Source organism: Streptomyces sp. CB09001 (assembly GCF_003369795.1).
Lineage (GTDB): Bacteria > Actinomycetota > Actinomycetes > Streptomycetales > Streptomycetaceae > Streptomyces.
The window spans coordinates 6,393,669-6,411,931 of sequence record NZ_CP026730.1 but is presented as its reverse complement, the minus strand read 5'-3'; the positions used below and the strand labels follow the sequence as shown (position 1 = coordinate 6,411,931).

At 74.1% G+C, this 18,263-nt stretch carries 16 protein-coding genes; 4 read left to right on the top strand and 12 right to left on the bottom strand.

All coding sequences use genetic code 11. The annotated features are described in order from the left end of the window. Nucleotides 1-62 precede the first annotated feature (62 nt). The 5 genes from C4J65_RS29695 to C4J65_RS29675 form a co-directional block, all read right to left on the bottom strand. Entirely contained in the window at nt 63-1,868 is a 1,806-nt protein-coding gene (locus C4J65_RS29695; RefSeq protein WP_115745176.1) for a hypothetical protein, read from the bottom strand. Continuing rightward, nucleotides 1,865-2,926 carry a MoxR family ATPase gene (locus tag C4J65_RS29690; RefSeq protein ID WP_115745175.1) on the bottom strand — a complete coding sequence of 354 codons (1,062 nt, stop codon included), beginning with the start codon at nt 2,924-2,926 and terminating at the stop codon, nt 1,865-1,867. The genes C4J65_RS29695 and C4J65_RS29690 overlap by 4 nt, the downstream gene beginning before the upstream one ends. An 84-nt stretch (nt 2,927-3,010) precedes the next feature. After that, nucleotides 3,011-4,435 carry an amino acid permease gene (locus C4J65_RS29685; RefSeq protein ID WP_115745174.1) on the bottom strand — a complete coding sequence of 475 codons (1,425 nt, stop codon included), beginning with the start codon at nt 4,433-4,435 and terminating at the stop codon, nt 3,011-3,013. An 81-nt stretch (nt 4,436-4,516) separates the two neighbouring features. Further along, nucleotides 4,517-6,661, bottom strand: coding sequence for a phage holin family protein (locus C4J65_RS29680; protein ID WP_275898171.1), 2,145 nt, complete (start codon nt 6,659-6,661; stop codon nt 4,517-4,519). Between the two features lie 116 nt (nt 6,662-6,777). Next, nucleotides 6,778-7,179: a hypothetical protein gene (locus C4J65_RS29675; RefSeq protein WP_115745172.1), complete on the bottom strand. Its 402-nt coding sequence runs from the start codon at nt 7,177-7,179 to the stop codon at nt 6,778-6,780. Between the two features lie 94 nt (nt 7,180-7,273). On the opposite strand from C4J65_RS29675, the gene C4J65_RS29670 reads away from it, so the two are divergent. Both C4J65_RS29670 and C4J65_RS29665 read left to right on the top strand, forming a co-directional pair. Next, the gene (locus tag C4J65_RS29670) at nt 7,274-8,047 is read left to right on the top strand and encodes an MBL fold metallo-hydrolase (RefSeq protein ID WP_162833411.1); all 774 of its coding nucleotides are present in this window, start codon (nt 7,274-7,276) and stop codon (nt 8,045-8,047) included. Then, nucleotides 8,044-8,670: a VTT domain-containing protein gene (locus C4J65_RS29665; RefSeq protein WP_115745171.1), complete on the top strand. Its 627-nt coding sequence runs from the start codon at nt 8,044-8,046 to the stop codon at nt 8,668-8,670. The genes C4J65_RS29670 and C4J65_RS29665 overlap by 4 nt, the downstream gene beginning before the upstream one ends. Nucleotides 8,671-8,745: 75 nt before the next feature. Here the strand turns inward: C4J65_RS29665 and C4J65_RS29660 are convergent, their stop codons facing one another. From C4J65_RS29660 to C4J65_RS29625, 7 genes are all read right to left on the bottom strand, one after another. Beyond that, on the bottom strand, nt 8,746-9,786 hold the full coding sequence (locus C4J65_RS29660) for an MBL fold metallo-hydrolase (protein WP_115745170.1): 1,041 nt from the start codon (nt 9,784-9,786) through the stop codon (nt 8,746-8,748). Further along, nucleotides 9,783-11,126: an aminotransferase class I/II-fold pyridoxal phosphate-dependent enzyme gene (locus tag C4J65_RS29655; RefSeq protein ID WP_240330549.1), complete on the bottom strand. Its 1,344-nt coding sequence runs from the start codon at nt 11,124-11,126 to the stop codon at nt 9,783-9,785. Before C4J65_RS29655 ends, C4J65_RS29660 begins: the two co-directional genes overlap by 4 nt. Nucleotides 11,127-11,479: 353 nt before the next feature. Continuing rightward, nucleotides 11,480-12,439: a hypothetical protein gene (locus C4J65_RS29645; RefSeq protein WP_115745167.1), complete on the bottom strand. Its 960-nt coding sequence runs from the start codon at nt 12,437-12,439 to the stop codon at nt 11,480-11,482. Between the two features lie 139 nt (nt 12,440-12,578). Then, complete coding sequence (locus C4J65_RS29640; protein ID WP_115745166.1) at nt 12,579-13,379, bottom strand: RNA polymerase sigma factor SigF; 801 nt, start codon at nt 13,377-13,379, stop codon at nt 12,579-12,581. 284 nt (nt 13,380-13,663) lie between these two features. Beyond that, a complete protein-coding gene (locus tag C4J65_RS29635) occupies nt 13,664-14,080 on the bottom strand; it encodes a VOC family protein (RefSeq protein WP_115746690.1) in 417 nt (138 codons plus the stop codon). Between the two features lie 5 nt (nt 14,081-14,085). Continuing rightward, complete coding sequence (locus C4J65_RS29630; RefSeq protein ID WP_115745165.1) at nt 14,086-14,568, bottom strand: helix-turn-helix transcriptional regulator; 483 nt, start codon at nt 14,566-14,568, stop codon at nt 14,086-14,088. A 67-nt stretch (nt 14,569-14,635) separates the two neighbouring features. Beyond that, complete coding sequence (locus C4J65_RS29625) at nt 14,636-17,026, bottom strand: excinuclease ABC subunit UvrA (RefSeq protein ID WP_115745164.1); 2,391 nt, start codon at nt 17,024-17,026, stop codon at nt 14,636-14,638. A gap of 208 nt (nt 17,027-17,234) precedes the next feature. Here C4J65_RS29625 and C4J65_RS29620 point away from each other — a divergent pair, with 208 nt between their 5' ends. Both C4J65_RS29620 and C4J65_RS29615 read left to right on the top strand, forming a co-directional pair. Continuing rightward, the gene (locus C4J65_RS29620) at nt 17,235-17,633 is read left to right on the top strand and encodes a DUF2795 domain-containing protein (protein WP_115745163.1); all 399 of its coding nucleotides are present in this window, start codon (nt 17,235-17,237) and stop codon (nt 17,631-17,633) included. Nucleotides 17,634-17,657: 24 nt separating this feature from the next. After that, complete coding sequence (locus C4J65_RS29615) at nt 17,658-18,200, top strand: type 1 glutamine amidotransferase domain-containing protein (protein WP_115745162.1); 543 nt, start codon at nt 17,658-17,660, stop codon at nt 18,198-18,200. The last annotated feature ends 63 nt before the right edge of the window (nt 18,201-18,263 follow it).

The following is an 18,263-nucleotide window of genomic DNA, read 5'->3' as shown; positions in this document are numbered from 1 at the left end:
TGTAGCTGGGCGGTGGGAGACCGGCGGCCGGGCTCCCACCCCCCATCCGATCACACTCCGGCTCAGCTCACCCGGAAGACCGGCCCTCGGGCCGTGAACGGCAGCCGCGCGCCCTGCGGGATCAGGTAGGCGTGCTCGCGCCGCACCCGCAGGACGTCGCACCAGCCGTCGGTCACGACCAGGACCGGCGCGGTGGGCGGGAAGTCCTCGGCGCGCAGCAGCAGGTCGATGCCGGGCTGGAGCACGGTGCCGCCCCGGCCGTGCACCCGCACCCGCCCGGCGATGTCCGTCACCGGGAGGTACCCGGCGTCGTGCGGTGCGGCGTCGCAGAACACGACCCGGGCGGCGGGCACGTCGCGGGCCTCGGCGTAGGAGGCGATCGCTCCGAGCGCCTTGCCGAGCAGCGTGCGGTCCATGGAGCCGGAGGTGTCCAGGACGACGCCGAAGGTGCAGCGGGCGATCTCCTCCGGGGGGAAGTACCGTCCGGCGCGCGGGATGTCGGGGGTGGCCGCCTGGCGCCGCGAGGGGCGGGCGTAGGACCGTACGGGCTCGGGGCGGGGCACGAACTCGTCGAACCAGCGGGCGAGGCGGGCGTCCCAGGGCAGCGGCGGGTGGCCGAGGACGCGGATCTCCTGCACCAGGCCGGCGGGCAGGAAGCCGCGTTCCCGCTGCTGGTGCAGGTCGAGTCCCTGGGTCAGGCCACGGCGGTAGAAGCCGTCGAGGTCGACGTGGTCGCGGGGTGGGCCCAGCGGGCCGCCGAGGACGTCGCCGACGCCCTTGCCGCGCGGGGTGGACAGGCGGCGCATGCGGCGCAGGTCGCCGGCGATGCGGTCGTAGACCTCCTCCGCGGAGAGCCCGGCCAGCTCCGGGTCGTGCAGCAGGCCCTCGGGCATGGTGCCGACCTGCATCTCGACGAGCCAGCCGTTGATGACGTAGTCGCAGGCGACGTTGAACAGGAACGGGTCGCGGGTGCCGCAGCGGTCGCCGTGGCGCAGGGCGGCGTGCAGCATCTCGTGGGCGAGGATGAAGCGCCACTCCTCGTCGTCGTAGCGGCGCAGGGGGTTGACGTAGATCTCGCCCGCCTCGGCGTCGACGGCGGCGACGGAGATGCCGTGGGCGCGGGCCAGTTCGGCGTCGGCGACGAGGGTGATGCCGGAGGCGATGCCGCCGAGGAGGGGGTAGGAGGAGACGAACCAGCTGAGGGCCCGCTGCCAGGGGTGCAGGCGGGTGGGGCCGCCGAGCATGGCGTCCCGACGGCCGCCCGCGAGGTCGAGGGCGGTGGACATGGTACGGGTGAGGGCGTGGGCGAAGGCCAGTTGCCAGTCGGGGACCTGCGGGTTCCAGGCGTCCCAGGGGACGAGCAGCTGGTCGGGGTCGCCGCCCGCGGTGCCGCAGTGCTCGTACGCGGCGGGGATGCCGCCCTCGCGGCGCCAGGCGGCGGCGATGCGCTCCTCGTCGCCGTCGGGGTAGGACGGCGGCAGGTGGTCCGGGGTGCGGCCGACCGGGAAGGTCCCCAGGAAGCGGTTGACGACGGTGCAGCGGGCGGCGAGGTCGTACCGGTCGGGCTGGACGCGCTCGCCATGGGCCGCGGGGACGTGGCCGAAGCCGAGGTGGATCAGGGCGTGGGCGAGGGCCCAGGCCCAGTCGGCGGGCTCGGCGTGGCGGGTGGGGTTCAGGTGGACCCTGCCGTCGGAGTCGACACGGGCCAGACCCTGGCGGGGCGCGACCCGGCACTCCTCCTCCCGGCAGAGCTTGACGTCCATGGCCGCGAGCGCCGGATTGGCCCGCACCAGCTGGACGCCCTTGGCGCAGTCCTCGGCGGCCGGGTCCTTCTTCTGCTGCTGCTTCTGCCTGCGGGTGCGGCTCATCGGCGGGCCTCGACCAGCCGGGGCATGTCGCGGGCGGCCTCGACCAGGAACCAGGCGGGCAGCAGCGGGTTGCCGTCGGCGTCGGAGGCGATGACGCTCTGGGCGACCTCGACGGAGATCTCGGCGAGCTGCACGAGCAGCGACTTGGCCCGGTAGGCGGTCTGGCGGCCGTTCGCCGACATGTGCTCCTTGCTCGCGGGCAGTTCCTTGACCAGGCGGCCGCGGAAGGACTCGGCGAGGTAGTAGAGCAGGTCGCGGTCCTGGAGGCCGCTGGGCCAGCGGGCCTCGCCCTTGAGGATCGCCTCGATGCCGAAGCGGCTGCGGACGATCTTGACGTAGCCGCAGAAGGCGGTCGCGTGGGCCGGGGTGAGGGTGCCGTGCGCGAGGACCTTCAGGGTCTCCTCGTCGAGGTCCTGGCCGAAGGAGTGCAGGGCGTCGGAGAGCATGTGCCAGGACCGCGGGGTGGAGAACGGCTCCTCGGTCTTGGGCGGCTTGGACCACAGGTGGTCGGGGCGGTCGGTGAGGTGGTCGGTGATCCACGGGTGGATGCCGTTCTCACCGGCCCAGACGAGCCAGTCCTTGGCGGAGGCGTCCAGGTGGACGTGGGCGAGGCGGTTGACCAGCGCGGAGGCGATGGGGCGGGCCAGCGCGTTGTCGGTGGCGCGGTTTCCGGCGCCGATGACGATGGAGCCCTTGGGGAGTTCGTAGTTCCCGATGCGGCGGTCGAGGATCAGGGAGTAGAACGCCTTCTGCACGTCCGGGGTGGCCGCGTTCAGCTCGTCCAGGAAGAGGCAGTACGGCTCGTCGCGGGCGATGGACTCCGGCGGGCAGAACACCGAGCGGCCGTCCCGGATCTGCGGGACGCCGATCAGGTCCTCCGGCGCGAGCTGGGTGCCGAGCAGGCTCACGCACTCCAGGCCCAGCGAGTCGGCGAAGTTCCTCACCAGGGAGGACTTGCCGATGCCGGGTGCGCCCCACAGGAAGACCGGCCGCACGGTGGCGAGGCCGAGCAGCAGTTCCGGGAGGCGGGCGGGAGTGACGGTGACGGCTGCCTGCACGCAGGGGCTCCTCGGGGAGGGTCGGGTCGGGTCGGGAGGTGACCGGCCCAGTGTGCTTGCCCCCTGTGCCCCCGCGCAGCCGAATTACGGTGCGGCGGGGCCCTCCGCACGCCGCCTGCGGGCCGCCAGCACCGCGTACACGAGCACGCCCGCGAAGAGGAACAGCACGCCCTGGTAGACCGCCGCGTAGCCGGCGCCCGCGACCAGCCACAGGGAGAAGGCCGCCGCGACCGACGCGACCACGCCGTCCCGCACCAGTCGCACCCGGTCGACCTTCTCGCCCTGTCCGGAGACCAGGTGGAAGAGCTGGGCGGCGGTGGCCAGCAGGTAGGGCACGGTGGCGGTGAAGGTGGTGACGAGCACCAGGACCTCGAAGACCTTCGCCGAGCCGGACGTGTAGTTGTAGACGGTGAGCAGGGAGGCGAGGACGACGGTGACGCCGACGCCCACGGTGGGCACCCCGCGCCGCCTGCGCGCGAACGCGGCCGGGAAGAGTCCGTCCCTGGCCGCCGCGTACGGGGTCTGGGCGCTGAGCAGGGTCCAGCCGTTGAGGCAGCCGGTCATCGAGACCAGGGCGGCCAGCGCGACGGCCCACCCGCCCCAGGCGCCGCCGAACATGGCGTTCACGGCGTCCGAGAAAGGGGCGTCCGAGGTGACCAGGCGGTCGTGGGCGACGGTGCCGAAGACCGAGAGGGTGCCGAGGAGGTAGACCAGGGCGGCGCCCGCGGTGCCGATGACGGTGGCCCGGCCGACCGTGCGGCGGGGGTCCTCGACCTCGCCGGCGCTGACGGCGGCGGACTCCACGCCGAGGTAGGAGAAGAGCAGGATCGCGGCGGCGGCGGAGACCGCGCCGATACCGCTGGAGCCGCTCGCGTTGAACGGGCCGAGGTTGTCCGGGTCGAAGAAGAACAGTCCGCCGACGGCGACGAGCAGCAGCGGCGCGAACTTCAGCACGGTGGAGACCAGCTGGACGGCACCCACCCAGCGGGCGCCGGCGAAGTTGGCGAGCGCGGGCAGCCACTGGATGACGAGGGCGGCCAGGCACGCGGTCCAGCGGTGGTCGTTCACCGGGATCAGGACGTCGAGGTAGCCGACGGCGGCGACGGCGAGCGCCGCGTTGGACACCCAGGTGGTGATCCAGTACGCCCAGGCGGCGAGGAACCCGGCGAAGTCGCCGAAGGCCTCACGGGCGTAGACGTAGGGGCCGCCGGTGCGCGGGTCGCGGGCGGCGAGGCGGCCGAAGACCAGCGCGAGCGCGATGGCGCCGACGGTCAGGACGCCGAAGGCCAGCAGGCTGATGGTGCCGAAGGGGGCGACGGAGGCCGGGAGCAGGAAGATGCCGCCGCCGATGATGTTGCCCATGACCAGGGCGGTGGCGACGGGCAGCCCGAAGCGGCGGGCGTGCCTGCCGTTGCCGGGGGTGGGGTCGGCGGGAGCGGTGTGGTCGGGGGCCGCGGGGGTCTCCCGCGGTTCCGGAGCCGGTGGGGGAACGGTCCCGGTGACGTGCATGGGGTGGTGCGCCTCTCGTGGAACGGGGCCCGGGATCGCCGGACGCGCCCATGGTCGGACACGGTCCCGCCTCGTTCCAAATCAGGCGCTTTTGTCCCGTACGAACCCCTCTGCGACGGGAAAAGGTGCGCCGCCCGCGATGTCCGGCCGTGAATCGTCCACCGAGTCCACGGGCACCTGCGGACCGTTCGACTCGCGCAGCCAGCGGCGCAGTACCCGGTGGACGTGTTCGGCGCCGACGATCTCCGCGTCCTCGGCGACCGGTGCGGACAGGACGACCGGCGACAGCAGGAAGGCGCGCGACTGGGCGCCGCCCAGTCCGCCGTGCGAGCCGATCTGCTCCTCGAAGGCGAGGACCTCGCCGTCGGCCGGCTCGTGGAAGGAGTTGACCATGATGTCGGCGGTGTGCGGGAAGGAGTGCGTGCGGCGGACGGCGTCGGCGGCGCCGGGACCGAAGGGGGCGAGCGGCCCGGGGTCCTGGTCGAGCCGGTCCAGGGACACCTCGGCGCCGCGCGCGCCGAGCACGACACCGCCGTGTTCCTCGCTGCGCACCAGCAGGAAGCCGATGCCGGGGTGGTTGGCGAGGGTCGGCAGCAGGGCGGGGTGGCGGGCGTCGATCTCCTCGCGGGTCATCCGGTGCGGCACATCCGGGAAGGAGACCAGGCCGAGGTTGCCGGAGGCCAGCACGATCGGCTCGGAGCGGCGCCCGGTGGGGGTGTCGGCGGGCCGCTGCTGCTCGGCGCCCTCCTCGACGGGGCGGTGCAGGGCCGCCCGTACGGTGTTGCGTGCCTCGGCGCCGCTGCGGGTGCGCCGGGCGCTGCGCGGCACGGGCAGCCCGCAGCCGGCCCGCACCAGGTCGGCGAGGGTCAGGCCGTAGCGGGCGCGGAAGGTCTCGCCGGGGCTCTGGCCGTGGTCGGACAGGAGCACGATCCGGTAGGGGCGCGGGGCGTGCTCGGCGACGTTCTCGATCAGGGCGAGGGCCCGGTCCAGCCGGCCGAGGACCTTGGCGGCGTCCCGGCTGCCCGGCCCGGAGTGGTGGGCGACCTCGTCGTAGGCCACCAGGTCGGCGTAGACGGCGGTACGGCCCGCGAGCATGTCGCCCATCACGGCGGCGACGACGACGTCACGTTCGACGACGGTCGCGAAGGCGCGCACGAAGGGGTAGAGGCCGCCGCGGGAGACGCGCGGGCGGACCTTGTGGACGCGGGCGCGGGTGGACTGGCCGATCTCCCGGCACACCTCGGCGACGAAGGACATCGCGGTGCGCACGGCGTTGGCCGGGTCGGAGAAGTAGGCGAAGTAGCCGGATCTGGAGCGGGTCTCGCGGCTGCGGCGGCGGGTGGCTATGGACAGCACGAGGGCCTGTTCGTCGGCGCCGCCGCCGAACAGGTTGCCGCGGCTGGCGCCGTCGAGGCTGAGCAGTCCGCCGTCGCCGGTGCGCCGCACGGCGCGGTACTGGAGTTCGGCGGCGCTGGTCGGGCGGTTGCAGACCATGACCTCGCCGCTGTCCTTCTCGTACCAGCGGAACGCGGGGATGTCGTGGTTGCTGCCGTGCAGGATGCCGAGCTGGCTGGCGCCGGTCTGGCTGGACCAGTCGGTGCGCCACTCGGCGAGCCGGTGGGTCGCCGAGGCGCCGTCGCGGCCGAGCCAGCGGGCGACGGTGGGCATGGCGCCGCGGTCGACGGCACCGAGCAGGACGTCGTGGCCGACGCCGTCCAGTTGCAGGAAGACGGTGCCGGGACCGGCCGGGCAGGGCGGTCCCGATCTGCGGCGGCGGTCGGCGAGGCGGTAGAGGCGGCGCCGGTAGGCGTCGTCGTCGCGCACGGCCAGGGCGCCGCCGGTGGCGGAGGCGACGGCGGACATGACGGCGGCCACCACGACCGCCGTCTCGGGGGCGACGCCGCCGCGTCCGGCCGGGTTCACGTCGATCGCGAGGAGCAGTAGCCCGCCGTTGAGGAAGAAGACCAGCAGGCCGAGGACGAGCGCCGGCACCAGGAGCAGCAGGCGGACCATGAGCGGCCAGACCAGGGCGGAGAGCAGGCCGAAGGCACCGGCGCCGACCGCGGCGGTCATGGCGATGTCGGTCGCGCTGTCCCCGTCGGGCGACTGGAGCCGGAAGTCCGGCAGGATCCCGGCGAGCACGAGCATGGTGAGCGTGGACACGGCCCACACCGTGACACTCCGCCCGACCTGACTGGCGACCCGGCGCCAACGGCCTCCACTCACGTCCCGCACACCTCACGTCCCCGGCCCGTCGTCCGTGCGGGCCTTCCCCACCCTGCCACAACGCCCCGGAGTGCCCGTTTGTCCCCCCGGGTCCGCTTCACACCCCGCGCTGCCGGTCAGCGGCCGTCGTACCCGGCCGTCGGCATCGACAGCCGGCGGTGCACACACGCCTTCATCCGGGCGTCGTAGGACGGTTCCGCGTGACCGACGGTCTCGACGCGGACGCCGCGCCGCGCGCACTCCGCGCTGAAGTCGTCGACGGAGGACAGCGCGCTCTCCAGCACCCGGCGGCTGGGCGCCACGAACAGGTCGTGCCCGGGGCGCACTCCGTCCCACAGGGCGTCGTGGTCGGGCCGCAGACCCCGCACCAACAGCTGTCTGGCGACGACGTAGCCGTGCTCCGCGGCCCAGCGGGCGCACATGGCGTGCTGGCTGCGGGAGTCGACCAGGAAGGGGTCGTCGTCCAGCTGCTCCAGTGGCGTCAGGCTCGCGATCGCCGTCACCCGCACCGGCCCCATGGTGTCCCCCCTCACCTCCCGTCACCTCCCGTTTTCGCCGCCGACCCTACTCCTGGACGTAGGCTTCGGGGAGTCGCGCGAAGGAGGCAAAGGGGTGCCGGTGGAGCTCACGTGGTGGGGTCACGCCACCTGCACGGTCGAGGATTCGGGCATCCGCGTGCTCACCGATCCCCTGTTCGTCCGCCGGCTGGCCCATCTGCGCCGCAGGCGGGGCGCGGTGCCGCCGCCCGAAGCGTGGCGCGCGGATGTGGCGCTGGTGTCCCATCTGCACGCCGACCACCTGCATGTGCCGTCGCTCGCGCGGCTCGCGCCGGGCACGCGCCTGCTCGTGCCCCGGGGCGCACGACGGGCGGTGCCGGGGCTGCGCCGGCTCGGGCACCTGGAGCTGACCGAGGTGGCGCCGGGTGACGAGACGACCGTCGGTGACCTGCTCATACGGGCGGTCCCCGCGCGTCACGACGGGCGGCGGCTGCCGGTCGGACGGCACCGCGCCCCCGCGCTCGGGTACGTCGTCGAGGGCGAGGGCCGGACGTACTTCGCCGGGGACACCGGTCTGTTCGACGGCATGGAGGAGGTGGTCGGTCCGGTCGACGTGGCGCTGCTGCCGGTGGGCGGCTGGGGCCCCTACCTGGGTGCGGAGCACCTGGACGCGGGGCGGGCGGCCGAGGCGCTGGCCCGGCTGGCGCCGCGCACGGCGGTGCCGGTGCACTACGGCACGTACTGGCCGATCGGGATGGACGCCGTGCGCCCCCACGAGTTCCACACGCCGGGCGAGGAGTTCGTGCGCCTGTCGGCGCTGCGCGCGCCGGGCGTGGCGGTGCACCGGTTGGGGCACGGCGAGAGTGTGCGGGTGGAGGTCGCGCGGTGAGCTGGCTGGCGGCCGCGACGCTGGACATACCGACGGAGCCGACCCAGCAGGCGCTCGGCTACCCGTCGCTGTTCCTGCTGGTCCTGATCGGGGCGCTGGTGCCGGTGGTGCCGACGGGGGCGCTGGTGAGTTCGGCGGCGGTGGTGGCGATGCACCAGACGCTGCCGTTCGCCATGCTGATGGTGTTCGCGACGGCGTCGCTGGCCGCGTTCTGCGGGGACCTGGCGCTGTACTGGCTGGGCCGGCGCGGAGTGGGCTCGAAGAACGGCTCGCGCTGGCTGGAGGCGATCCGGTCCCGGGCGCCGGAGGACCGGCTGGAGCAGGCGCAGGACAAGCTCGCCGAGCACGACGTGGCGGTGCTGGTGCTCTCCCGGCTGGTGCCGGCGGGCCGGATACCGGTGATGCTGGCCTGCCTCCTGGCCGAGTGGCCGCTGCGCCGCTTCGCCCGGGGCAACCTGCCGGCCTGCCTGGCCTGGGCGGTGACGTACCAGCTGATCGGGATCCTCAGCGGCGCCCTGTTCAACAAGCCGTGGGAGGGCGTGGCCACGGCGATCGCACTGACCGTGCTGGTCAGCGTGGCGCCGGGGGTGTGGCGACGGTTCCGGGGCCCGGCGAAGGCGTAGGCCTCCGGCGGTCGGCGGGGAAGAGGGCGGGACCGGGGAAGGGGCGGGGGTCGGGGGTCGGGGGTCGGGGGAGCGTCACTCCAGCACGCGGGAGGCGCCGATCGGCAGGTCCCACAGATGGTCCCTGGGCAGGCCCGCCCGCTGCCAGGCGGTGCGTACGCGGGTGAGGGGTTCCAGTACCGGTTCCGCGGACAGGACGAACGTGCCCCAGTGCATCGGCGCCATGTGGCGCGCGCCGACGTCCTGGGCGGCCCGTACCGCCTCCTCCGGGTCGCAGTGCACGTCGCTGAGCCACCAGCGGGGGTCGTAGGCGCCGATGGGCAGCAGGGCGAGGTCGATGCCGGGGTAGCGGCGGCCGATGCGGCCGAACCAGTGGCCGTATCCCGTGTCGCCGGCGAAGTAGACGCGCCGGCCGTCGGGGTCGGTGAGCACCCAGCCGCCCCACAGGGTGCGGCAGGTGTCGGTGAGGGTCCGCTTGGACCAGTGGTGGGCCGGGACGAAGTCGAATCGGACCCCGTTCAGCTCGGTCGCCTCCCACCAGTCCAGCTCGGTGACCCGGGTGAAGCGGCGGCGGTGGAACCAGCGGCCCAGACCGGCGGGCACCAGCACGGGTGTGTCGCGCGGGAGCCGGCGCAGGGTGGGGGCGTCCAGGTGGTCGTAGTGGTTGTGGCTGATGACGACGGCGTCGACGCGCGGCAGGGCGCTCCAGGGGACGCCGACGGGGGTGACCCGGGGCGGGGTGCCGAGGATCCGGCGGGACCAGACCGGGTCCGTGAGCACGGTGAGGCCGCCGATCCGCACCACCCAGCTGGCGTGTCCGGCCCAGGTGACGGCGACGGTGCGCGCGTCCACCCGGGGCAGCGGGCCGGGGGCGCAGGGCAGCCGGGGGATGTCGGCGAGTCCGGCCGGGCCGGGTCTGACCGCGCCCTCGCGGGCGAATCTGGCGAAGGCCTTCAGACCGGGCAGCGGTGCGGTCAGCCGGTCGTGGAAGGTCCGCGGCCACACCCGGTGCTCGGCCGGCGGCCGGGGTGCGGCGAGCGGCGGGTGTGCGGCGGCCTCGGCGGCGGCCTCGGCGGAGGCGGGGGTGCTCGTGGTCGACCGGTGCTGCTGCGTCATCGAGGGGGCTCCCATCGCTGAGCGTCGCGGAGACCGTCGAAGACCGACTTCAGAGCGGTCAACGCGCGTTGCACGTGCGGCAGTTCCAACGGGTCCGGGGACAGGAGGCATTCGGCCCGCCGCTCGTCGCTGCCCGCGTCCAGCAGGGGGCCGGTGGCGAGCCGGACGCGCAGGGCGGGCAGATCGTCGCCGAAGCGGTGGCCGCCGGGGGCGGGCATGCCGAGCCGGGCGGTGAGGAAGTCCTCCAGTTCCTGCGCGTCGCCGACACCCTCGGCGCCGAGCGCGTCGCGCAGCGGGCCGAGGTCGGCGTAGAGGTGGCGCCCTGCCTGCGGGGGGCGGGCGGTGGCGCCCGAGGCGACGACGGCCGCGTGCGCGGCGGCGGCCACGCGCGCGTGCAGGCGTACGGCGGCCGCCCGCCGTGCGGTGACCGGCTCGGGTTCGCCGAGCGCGTACCCGGCCGCGGCGGCGACGGGGGCGGCGACCCGGGCGCCCAGCGCGGTGAGTACGTCCAGCACGCGCGCGTGCAGGCCGTTCCCGGCGGCGGAGGCGGGGAAGCGGGCCACGGCGGCCGGCCAGGCCGGCGGGAGCAGCGCACCGGCCAGGTCGGTGACGACGGTGACCCGCTCGGGCAGCATCTCGGCGGGGCTGAGGAGCACGGTGGCGTGCGGGTCGTGCAGGGTGTCGCGCCAGGTCTCGTCGCTGACCAGGTGCAGTCCCTCGCCGGTGGCGGCCTCGACGGTCTCGTGCAGCAACTCGGGCGGCGCGACGGTGCCGGTGGGGTCGTCGGCGACGGACAGCACCAGCAGGCGGGGGTCGCCGCCCTCCGCGCGGACCCGGCGGACGGTCTCCAGCAGGGCGTACGGGTCGGGTACGCCGCCGGACTCGGCGGGCGTCGGCACGTGGAAGACGGGTCGGCCCAGCAGTCGTGCGTACGGCGCCCACCAGGCGGCGCAGGGGCGGGGCACCAGGACGTCGCCGCCCAGCGCGGCGGTCAGCGCGAGCAGCAGGGCGCCCGCGCCGGGGGCGGCGGCGAGGTGCCCGGGGTCGGTGGTCAGGCCGCGCCGGTCCCAGTAGCCGCTCGCGGCGTCCAGGAGGGCGGGGGCGCCGCCCGCCGGTTCACCGCGCGCGCGGCCCGCGGCGGCGGCGAGCACGGCGGACAGCTCGGGCAGCACCGGCAGCCCGTCGTCGGGGAAGTGCGGGCCGTAGCGCACGGGTCCGTGGCCCACGGCACCGGGACCCGCGCCGGGGCGGCTTGTGGGGTCGTGGCCTGTGAGGTCGTGGCGTGTGGGGTCGTGGCCCGCCGGTTCCGTGGCCAGGTCCTCGGGGTCCGTGCGCCGCATGCCGTACCTCCGCGCGGTCCGTGCCGCCTGTCCGTACCGTGCCCTGGTCCCGTCGTGCCCTGGTCCCGTCGGGCTCATGGCGCCGTCGAGTCCATGGCGCCGTCGAGTCCCTTGCTCCGTCGAGCCCGGGGCGCTGTCGGGTCCTCGTCTCCGTCGGACTCGTCTCCGTCGGTCCTGGTCTCCGTCGGTCCTCGTCTCCGTCGGTCCTCGTCTCCGTCGGGCTGTGCCCGCTTCGGGTCCCGTTCCCGACGGTCGTGTGCTTCACTCGCCGCTCGTTGATCCCAGTACCCACCGTGGCGCCCCGCCATGGCTCCGGCTCCGGTCGCGTGCGTCACAGCCGGACCGGCGCCGGGTCAGCGCTCCCCGCCCTCCCCGCGCAGGCGCAGGCGCAGCCGGTGTGCGGCCGCCCCGCACGCGCCCGCGATCAGGAGGCCCCCGGCGGCGAGGGCGGGCACCGAGTCGCCGAGGCTCCCGCCGGCACCGGCCCGCACCCCGTGCTCCGCCGTCGCACCGCCGCAGGACGTGCCCTGGGTGGCCGCCCCACCGCGCGGTGCGGTGGGTTCGGGGCACGGGGGCTTGGTGGGCGCGCAGGGCGTGCCGTGCGCGGAGGTCCCCGCGCGCGGGGCGGCGGATTCCCGGCACGCCGGCTGAGCGGCACCGGCACCGCTCTCCTCCGGCACGCTCATGGTCGCGCTCCAGGGGTCGCCGCCCTCGCCGCCCGAGGCGTCCGGGCAGGCTCCGTCGACGGTCCAGTCGTCGGCGGTCTCAGCGGTGTCGTCCGTCTCGGACCAGCCCTCGGTCCCCGCCGAGGGCTCGCTGTCCGTGGTGCCTCCCGGGTCCGTCGCGGCCTCCGGGGGCGCGGCGCCCGCTGCGGGCGGTTCGGCCGCGAAGTCCTCGGCGGCGGCCATGCGGGCCGTGCCGCGGTAGGCCGGTCCGGACGTCGTCCCCGCGTCGTCCGCCACCTTGCGCAGCTCGACGGTGCCCTCCGCGAAGGCCGCCGAGGTGGCGTCGAGGCTCGCGGGCGCGGACCCGCCGGTCGGACCGCACGAGACGGAGACCGTGACGGTGTCACCGGGGCCGGCGTCCGCCGGGCTGACCCGCGCGGCGGCTTGCCCCGCGGACGGCGGCAGGGCCTCCTCCTCGGACGGCGGGGGCACGGCCGCCGCGTCGTCGGCGGGCGGCGGGACGACGGGTTCCCCGGCGCCGGAGGGGGGCGGCGGAACACCGGGGTCGGCTGCGACGACCCCCGCGGAGAGACCGAGGGCGGCACTGGCCAGCACGGCGACGGACAGGGCGCGGGCGGTGCGGCGCATGGGACGGGCTCCTTCGAGCGACGGCTTGCGGGGCACTGCACTCGCGCCCCTCGGCCATCACAGCCCGCCCGGCACCGCCACGCCCGTCACCGTGCTCCGTTCGCGCGAACGGGGCGTCCGGGCGGGTGAGCCCGAGGTTTCACACCTGCGGACCCGGGTCCCGCAGGACCTGCTCCCGCACCCGGTCGCAGCAGCGGGTGATCAGGCGGGAGACGTGCATCTGGGAGATGCCGAGCTGTTCGGCGATACGGCTCTGGGTCATGTCGTCGAAGAAGCGCATGTACAGGATGGCGCGCTCGCGCGGGGGCAGTGCGGCCAGCCGGCCCTTGACCGCCTCGCGGTCGACGACCGTGTCGAGGGCCGGGTCGGGGGCCCCGAGCGCGTCGCCCAGCGAGTAGCCGTCCTCGCTGCCGGGGAGTTCGGCGTCCAGGGACAGGGCGGTGAAGCTCTCCAGTGCCTCGAGTCCGATCCGCACGTCCTCCTCGCTCAGGTCGGCGTGCTCGGCGATCTCGGCGACGGTGGGCCTGCGGCCCGGGATGGTCTGGGACAGGTCCTGGCCGGCGAAGCGCACGCGGTTGCGCAGTTCCTGGACCCGGCGCGGCACGTGCAGGGTCCACATGTGGTCGCGGAAGTGGCGCTTGATCTCGCCGGTGATGGTCGGTACGGCGTAGCTCTCGAAGGCGTTGCCGCGCTCGGGGTCGTACCGGTCGACGGCCTTGACCAGGCCGAGGGCCGCGACCTGGCGCAGGTCCTCGTAGCTCTCGCCGCGGCTGCGGAATCGTCCCGCCAGCCGTTCGGCCATGGGCAGCCAGGCCTCGACGATCCGGTCGCGCAGCGCGTCGTGCTCGGGACCGTCGGGAAGGGTGGCGAGCCGACGGAAGGCGTCGGCGGTGTCGGGGGCGTCGTCGTGCGGGTGCTTCACACTGGCGTGTATCGGCATGGTGCGTCGCAACTCCCTCGGAGCGCGGGGTCCCGTCGTCGCACCGGGCGGCAGCCCGGTCGGTGCGGCCCCGCGGATTGCGGCCGGAGGTTCGGAACCTGCGGCTCGCGTGGCGGCGGACCGTGACGACGACGGGCCCTTGGTCGGGCGGTCACCGTGGGAGGGCGTCCGGCCCGGACGGACGCATCCGTGGCGGCGTCGCGCCGCTCCCACGGACGTGCCTCCTGTCCGAAGCACTGACCTTGCGCATGCCCCCTGTCTCCCGCGGCAAACCCCCGGCTTTCTCAGTCCTTGCGCGGGCGGTGGAGGCGCACCATGTTGCCGGCCGGGTCACGGAAGGCGCAGTCGCGGACGCCGTAGGGCTGGTCGACCGGTTCCTGGAGGACCTCGGCGCCTGCGGCGCGGACGTGTTCGAAGGCGGCGTCGACGTCGTCGGTGGTGAGGATGACGCCGCGCAGGTGGCCCTTGGCCAGCAGGTCGGCCATCGCCTGCCTGTCGGCGGCCGAGGCGTTGGGGTCCGCGAGCGGGGGTTCGAGAACGATGTCCACGTCGGGCTGCGCCGGGGAGCCGAGGGTCACCCAGCGCATTCCCTCGTACCCGACGTCGCCCCGGACCTCCAGGCCGAGCACGTCCCGGTAGAAGGCGAGCGCCCTGTCGTGGTCGTCGACGGCTATGAAGCACTGCGAGAGGCTGATGTCCATGCGCGTCACGCTACGGGCGGCGGCGCGGGCGCCGCTTCTCCGTTCCTGACCGACTCGCTGTTCCCGGCCGGCGTCCCGCTCCTGACCGGCTCGCCGTTCCTGACCGGCCGGGTGTAGACCTTGGCGACGCAGGCCGGGAGGGCGGCCCCGTCGGCGTGGTCGCGGTCCCGGTAGGCGCTCGGGCTCTCTCCGACCAGTTCGGTGAACCGCGAGCTGAACGACCCCAGCGAGGTACAGCCGACCGCGAAGCAGACCTCGGTGACGCTCATGTCGCCGCGCCGCAGCAGCGCCATCGCGCGCTCGATGCGGCGCGTCATCAGGTAGCTGTAGGGCGTCTCGCCGTAGGCGGCGCGGAAGCTGCGGGAGAAGTGGCCCGCCGACATGAGGGCGACGCGCGCCAGCGCCGGCACGTCGAGCGGCTCGGCGTACTCGCGGTCCATCAGGTCGCGGGCCCGGCGCAGCCGGGCCAGATCCTCCAGCGTCGTCACCCGACCACGATCCCACAGCGCCGGACACCGCCGGTAGCGGTTCCGGCGCCGTGGGCAGCGGGCACGCTCAGGCGCCGACGTAGGCGGCGAGGTGCTCGCCGGTGAGGGTGGAGCGGTCGGCGACGAGGTCGGCGGGAGTGCCCTCGAAGACGATCCGCCCGCCGTCGTGACCGGCGCCGGGGCCGAGGTCGATGATCCAGTCGGCGTGCGCCATGACGGCCTGGTGGTGCTCGATGACGATGACCGACTTGCCGGCGTCGACGAGGCGGTCGAGCAGCCCGAGCAGCTGCTCGACGTCGGCGAGGTGCAGGCCCGTGGTGGGTTCGTCGAGGACGTACACGCCGCCCTTCTCGCCCATGTGGGTGGCCAGCTTCAGGCGCTGCCGTTCGCCGCCGGAGAGGGTGGTGAGCGGCTGGCCGAGGGTGAGGTAGCCGAGGCCGACGTCGGAGAGCCGCTGGAGGATCTTGTGGGCGGCCGGGGTGCGCGCCTCGCCGGCGCCGAAGAACTCCTCGGCCCGGTCCACCGACATCGCGAGCACCTCGCTGATGTCCCGGCCGCCGAAGCGGTACTCCAGCACGGCGGGCTGGAACCGCTTGCCCTCGCAGTCCTCGCAGGGGGTGGCGACGCCGGCCATCATGGCCAGGTCGGTGTAGATGACACCGGCGCCGTTGCAGGTGGGGCAGGCGCCCTCGGAGTTGGCGCTGAACAGGGCCGGCTTCACGCCGTTGGCCTTGGCGAAGGCCTTGCGGATCGGGTCGAGCAGTCCGGTGTACGTCGCGGGGTTGCTGCGCCGCGAGCCCTTGATGGGGCTCTGGTCGACCGACACCACGTCGGCGCCGGCCGGGACCGAACCGTGGATCAGCGAGCTCTTGCCGGAGCCCGCCACGCCGGTGACCACGCAGAGCACGCCGAGCGGGACGTCGACGTCGACGCCCTGGAGGTTGTGCGTCCGCGCGTCGCGGATCTCCAGGGCGCCGGTGGGCTTGCGGACCGACTCCTTGAGGACGGCCCGGTCGCCGAGGTGGCGGCCGGTGACGGTGTCGGCGGCCCGCAGTTCCTCGACGGTGCCCTCGAAGCAGACGGTGCCGCCCGCGGAGCCGGCACCGGGGCCGAGGTCGACCACGTGGTCGGCGATCGCGATCGCCTCCGGCTTGTGCTCGACGACGAGGACCGTGTTGCCCTTGTCCCGCAGGCGCAGCAGCAGGTCGTTCATCCGCTGGATGTCGTGCGGGTGCAGTCCGACGGTGGGCTCGTCGAAGACGTACGTGGTGTCGGTGAGCGAGGAGCCGAGGTGGCGGATCATCTTGACGCGCTGTGCCTCGCCGCCGGACAGGGTGCCCGCCGGCCGGTCGAGCGAGAGGTAGCCGAGGCCGATCTCCACGAAGGAGTCCAGGGTGTCGCGCAGCGCGGTGAGCAGCGGCGCCACCGAGGGCTCGGCCAGGTCACGGACCCACTCGGCGAGGTCCCGGATCTCCATCGCGCAGGCGTCGGCGATGCTGATCTTCCCGATCCGCGAGGAGCGGGCGCCCTCGCTGAGCCGGGTGCCCTCGCACTCGGGACAGGTGGTGAAGGTGACGGCCCGCTCCACGAAGGCCCTGATGTGCGGCTGCATGGCCTCCTTGTCCTTGGACAGGAAGGACTTCTGGATCTTGGGGATCAGGCCTTCGTAGGTGAGGTTGACACCGTTGACCTTCACCTTGACCGGCTCGCCGTACAGGAAGTCCCGCAGCTCCTTGTCGGTGTACTCGCGGATCGGCTTGTCCGGGTCGACGAAGCCGGACTGCGCGTACACCTGCACGGTCCACTGGCTGTCCGACTTCCAGCCGGGGATGGTGAACGCGCCCTCGGCGAGCGACTTGGAGTCGTCGTAGAGCTGGGTGAGGTCGATGTCGGAGACGGTGCCTCGCCCCTCGCAGTTCGTGCACATGCCGCCGGTGCGCTGGAAGGTCGCCCTGACCGCCTTCTTGTTGCCCCGTTCGACGGTGATCGCGCCGCTGGCCCGGACCGAGGCGGTGTTGAAGGAGTACGCGCTGGGCGGGCCGATGTGCGGCTCGCCGAGGCGGCTGAAGAGGATGCGCAGCATGGCGTTGACGTCGGTGGCGGTGCCGACGGTCGAGCGGGGGTCGGCACCCATCCGCTGCTGGTCCACGATGATGGCCGTGGTGAGGCCGTCCAGGACGTCCACCTCGGGGCGGGCGAGCGTGGGCATGAAGCCCTGGACGAACGCGCTGTAGGTCTCGTTGATCAGCCGCTGCGACTCGGCGGCGATCGTGTTGAACACCAGCGAGCTCTTGCCCGAGCCGGAGACGCCGGTGAACACGGTCAGCCGGCGCTTGGGAAGGTCGATGCTGACGTCCTTGAGGTTGTTCTCGCGCGCGCCGTGCACACGGATCAGGTCGTGGCTGTCGGCGACGTGCGACCCGGCTCCCTGGGTGCCCGGCCTCTTGGCGCTGCTCATCGTGTCTCCATCTGTCGGGGGCTCGGTGAAGGTGACGCCCTCAGTGCCTCGGTGGTCACACGCTAGAGGGCGCGCGGCGCCGGGCGCTTCTCGATTACTGATCCGCTCCCGGGCCGCGGAAATCGGAGCGGACGCGTCCGGATGAATCCGTGTCGGCCCGCGGTGTCCGGGTACGCGGTCGGCACCCCTTAAGGATCTGGAGGGAGACATGCAGCGAGGCAGCGACCGGATGAGCGTCCACCGCGACGACGAGATGAAGCATGAACTGCAGGGTCTGCTCAGGTCCGGGCACCCCACCCGCAGCGAGGAGTGGAACGACCCGGAGCCGGCCGCCGAGGACGATCCGGACGTCATGTACGGACCGGTGACGCCGGGCCGCGGACCGACGTACCTGGAGGCCCTGCGGCTCGAGCTGGCCCGGAACCTGACCCGGGGCAGCTTCCCCGCGGGACCGCGGGAACTGACCCGCACACTGCGCCGCGGCAACGCGCCGGACGCCCTCGTCGAGGGGCTGGACCGACTGCCGCACAAGGCGCGCTACGACAACGTCCAGGAGCTGGCGGTGGCCCTCACCGAGAGCGGCCGGTCCGGTCCGCGGGGCGCGTAGCGCCGGAAGGGAAACCGAAACTCCATGCGCATCGCATTTCTGACCGCGCCCGAGGGCGTGGAGCAGGTGGAACTGACCGAGCCGTGGCGGGCGGCGAAGGACGCGGGGCACGAGCCCGTGCTCGTCTCCACGCAGTCCGGCGAGATCCAGGGCTTCGACCACCTCGACAAGGCGGACACGTTCCCGGTCGACGAGGTGGTGGGCGACACCTCCGCCGACGCGTTCGGCGGTCTCGTCCTGCCCGGCGGGGTGGCCAACCCGGACTTCCTGCGAATGGACGAGAAGGCCGTGGCCTTCGTCAAGGACTTCTTCACGCAGGGCCGGCCGGTGGCCGCCATCTGCCACGCGTCGTGGACGCTCGTGGAGGCGGACGTGGTGCGCGGCCGCACCATGACCTCGTGGCCCAGTCTGCGGACGGATCTGCGCAACGCGGGCGCCACCTGGGTCGACGAACGGGTCAAGGTCTGCGACGCGGGCGACAACGTCCTGATCACCAGCCGCAAGCCGGACGACCTCGAGGCGTTCTGCGAGACCTACCTCGCGGAGTTCGCCAGGGCGGCCGGCTGAGGCGGGCAACCGGAGCGACGGGCGGACGGGCCACCGGTGAGGGACCGCCGGTGGCCCGTCCGT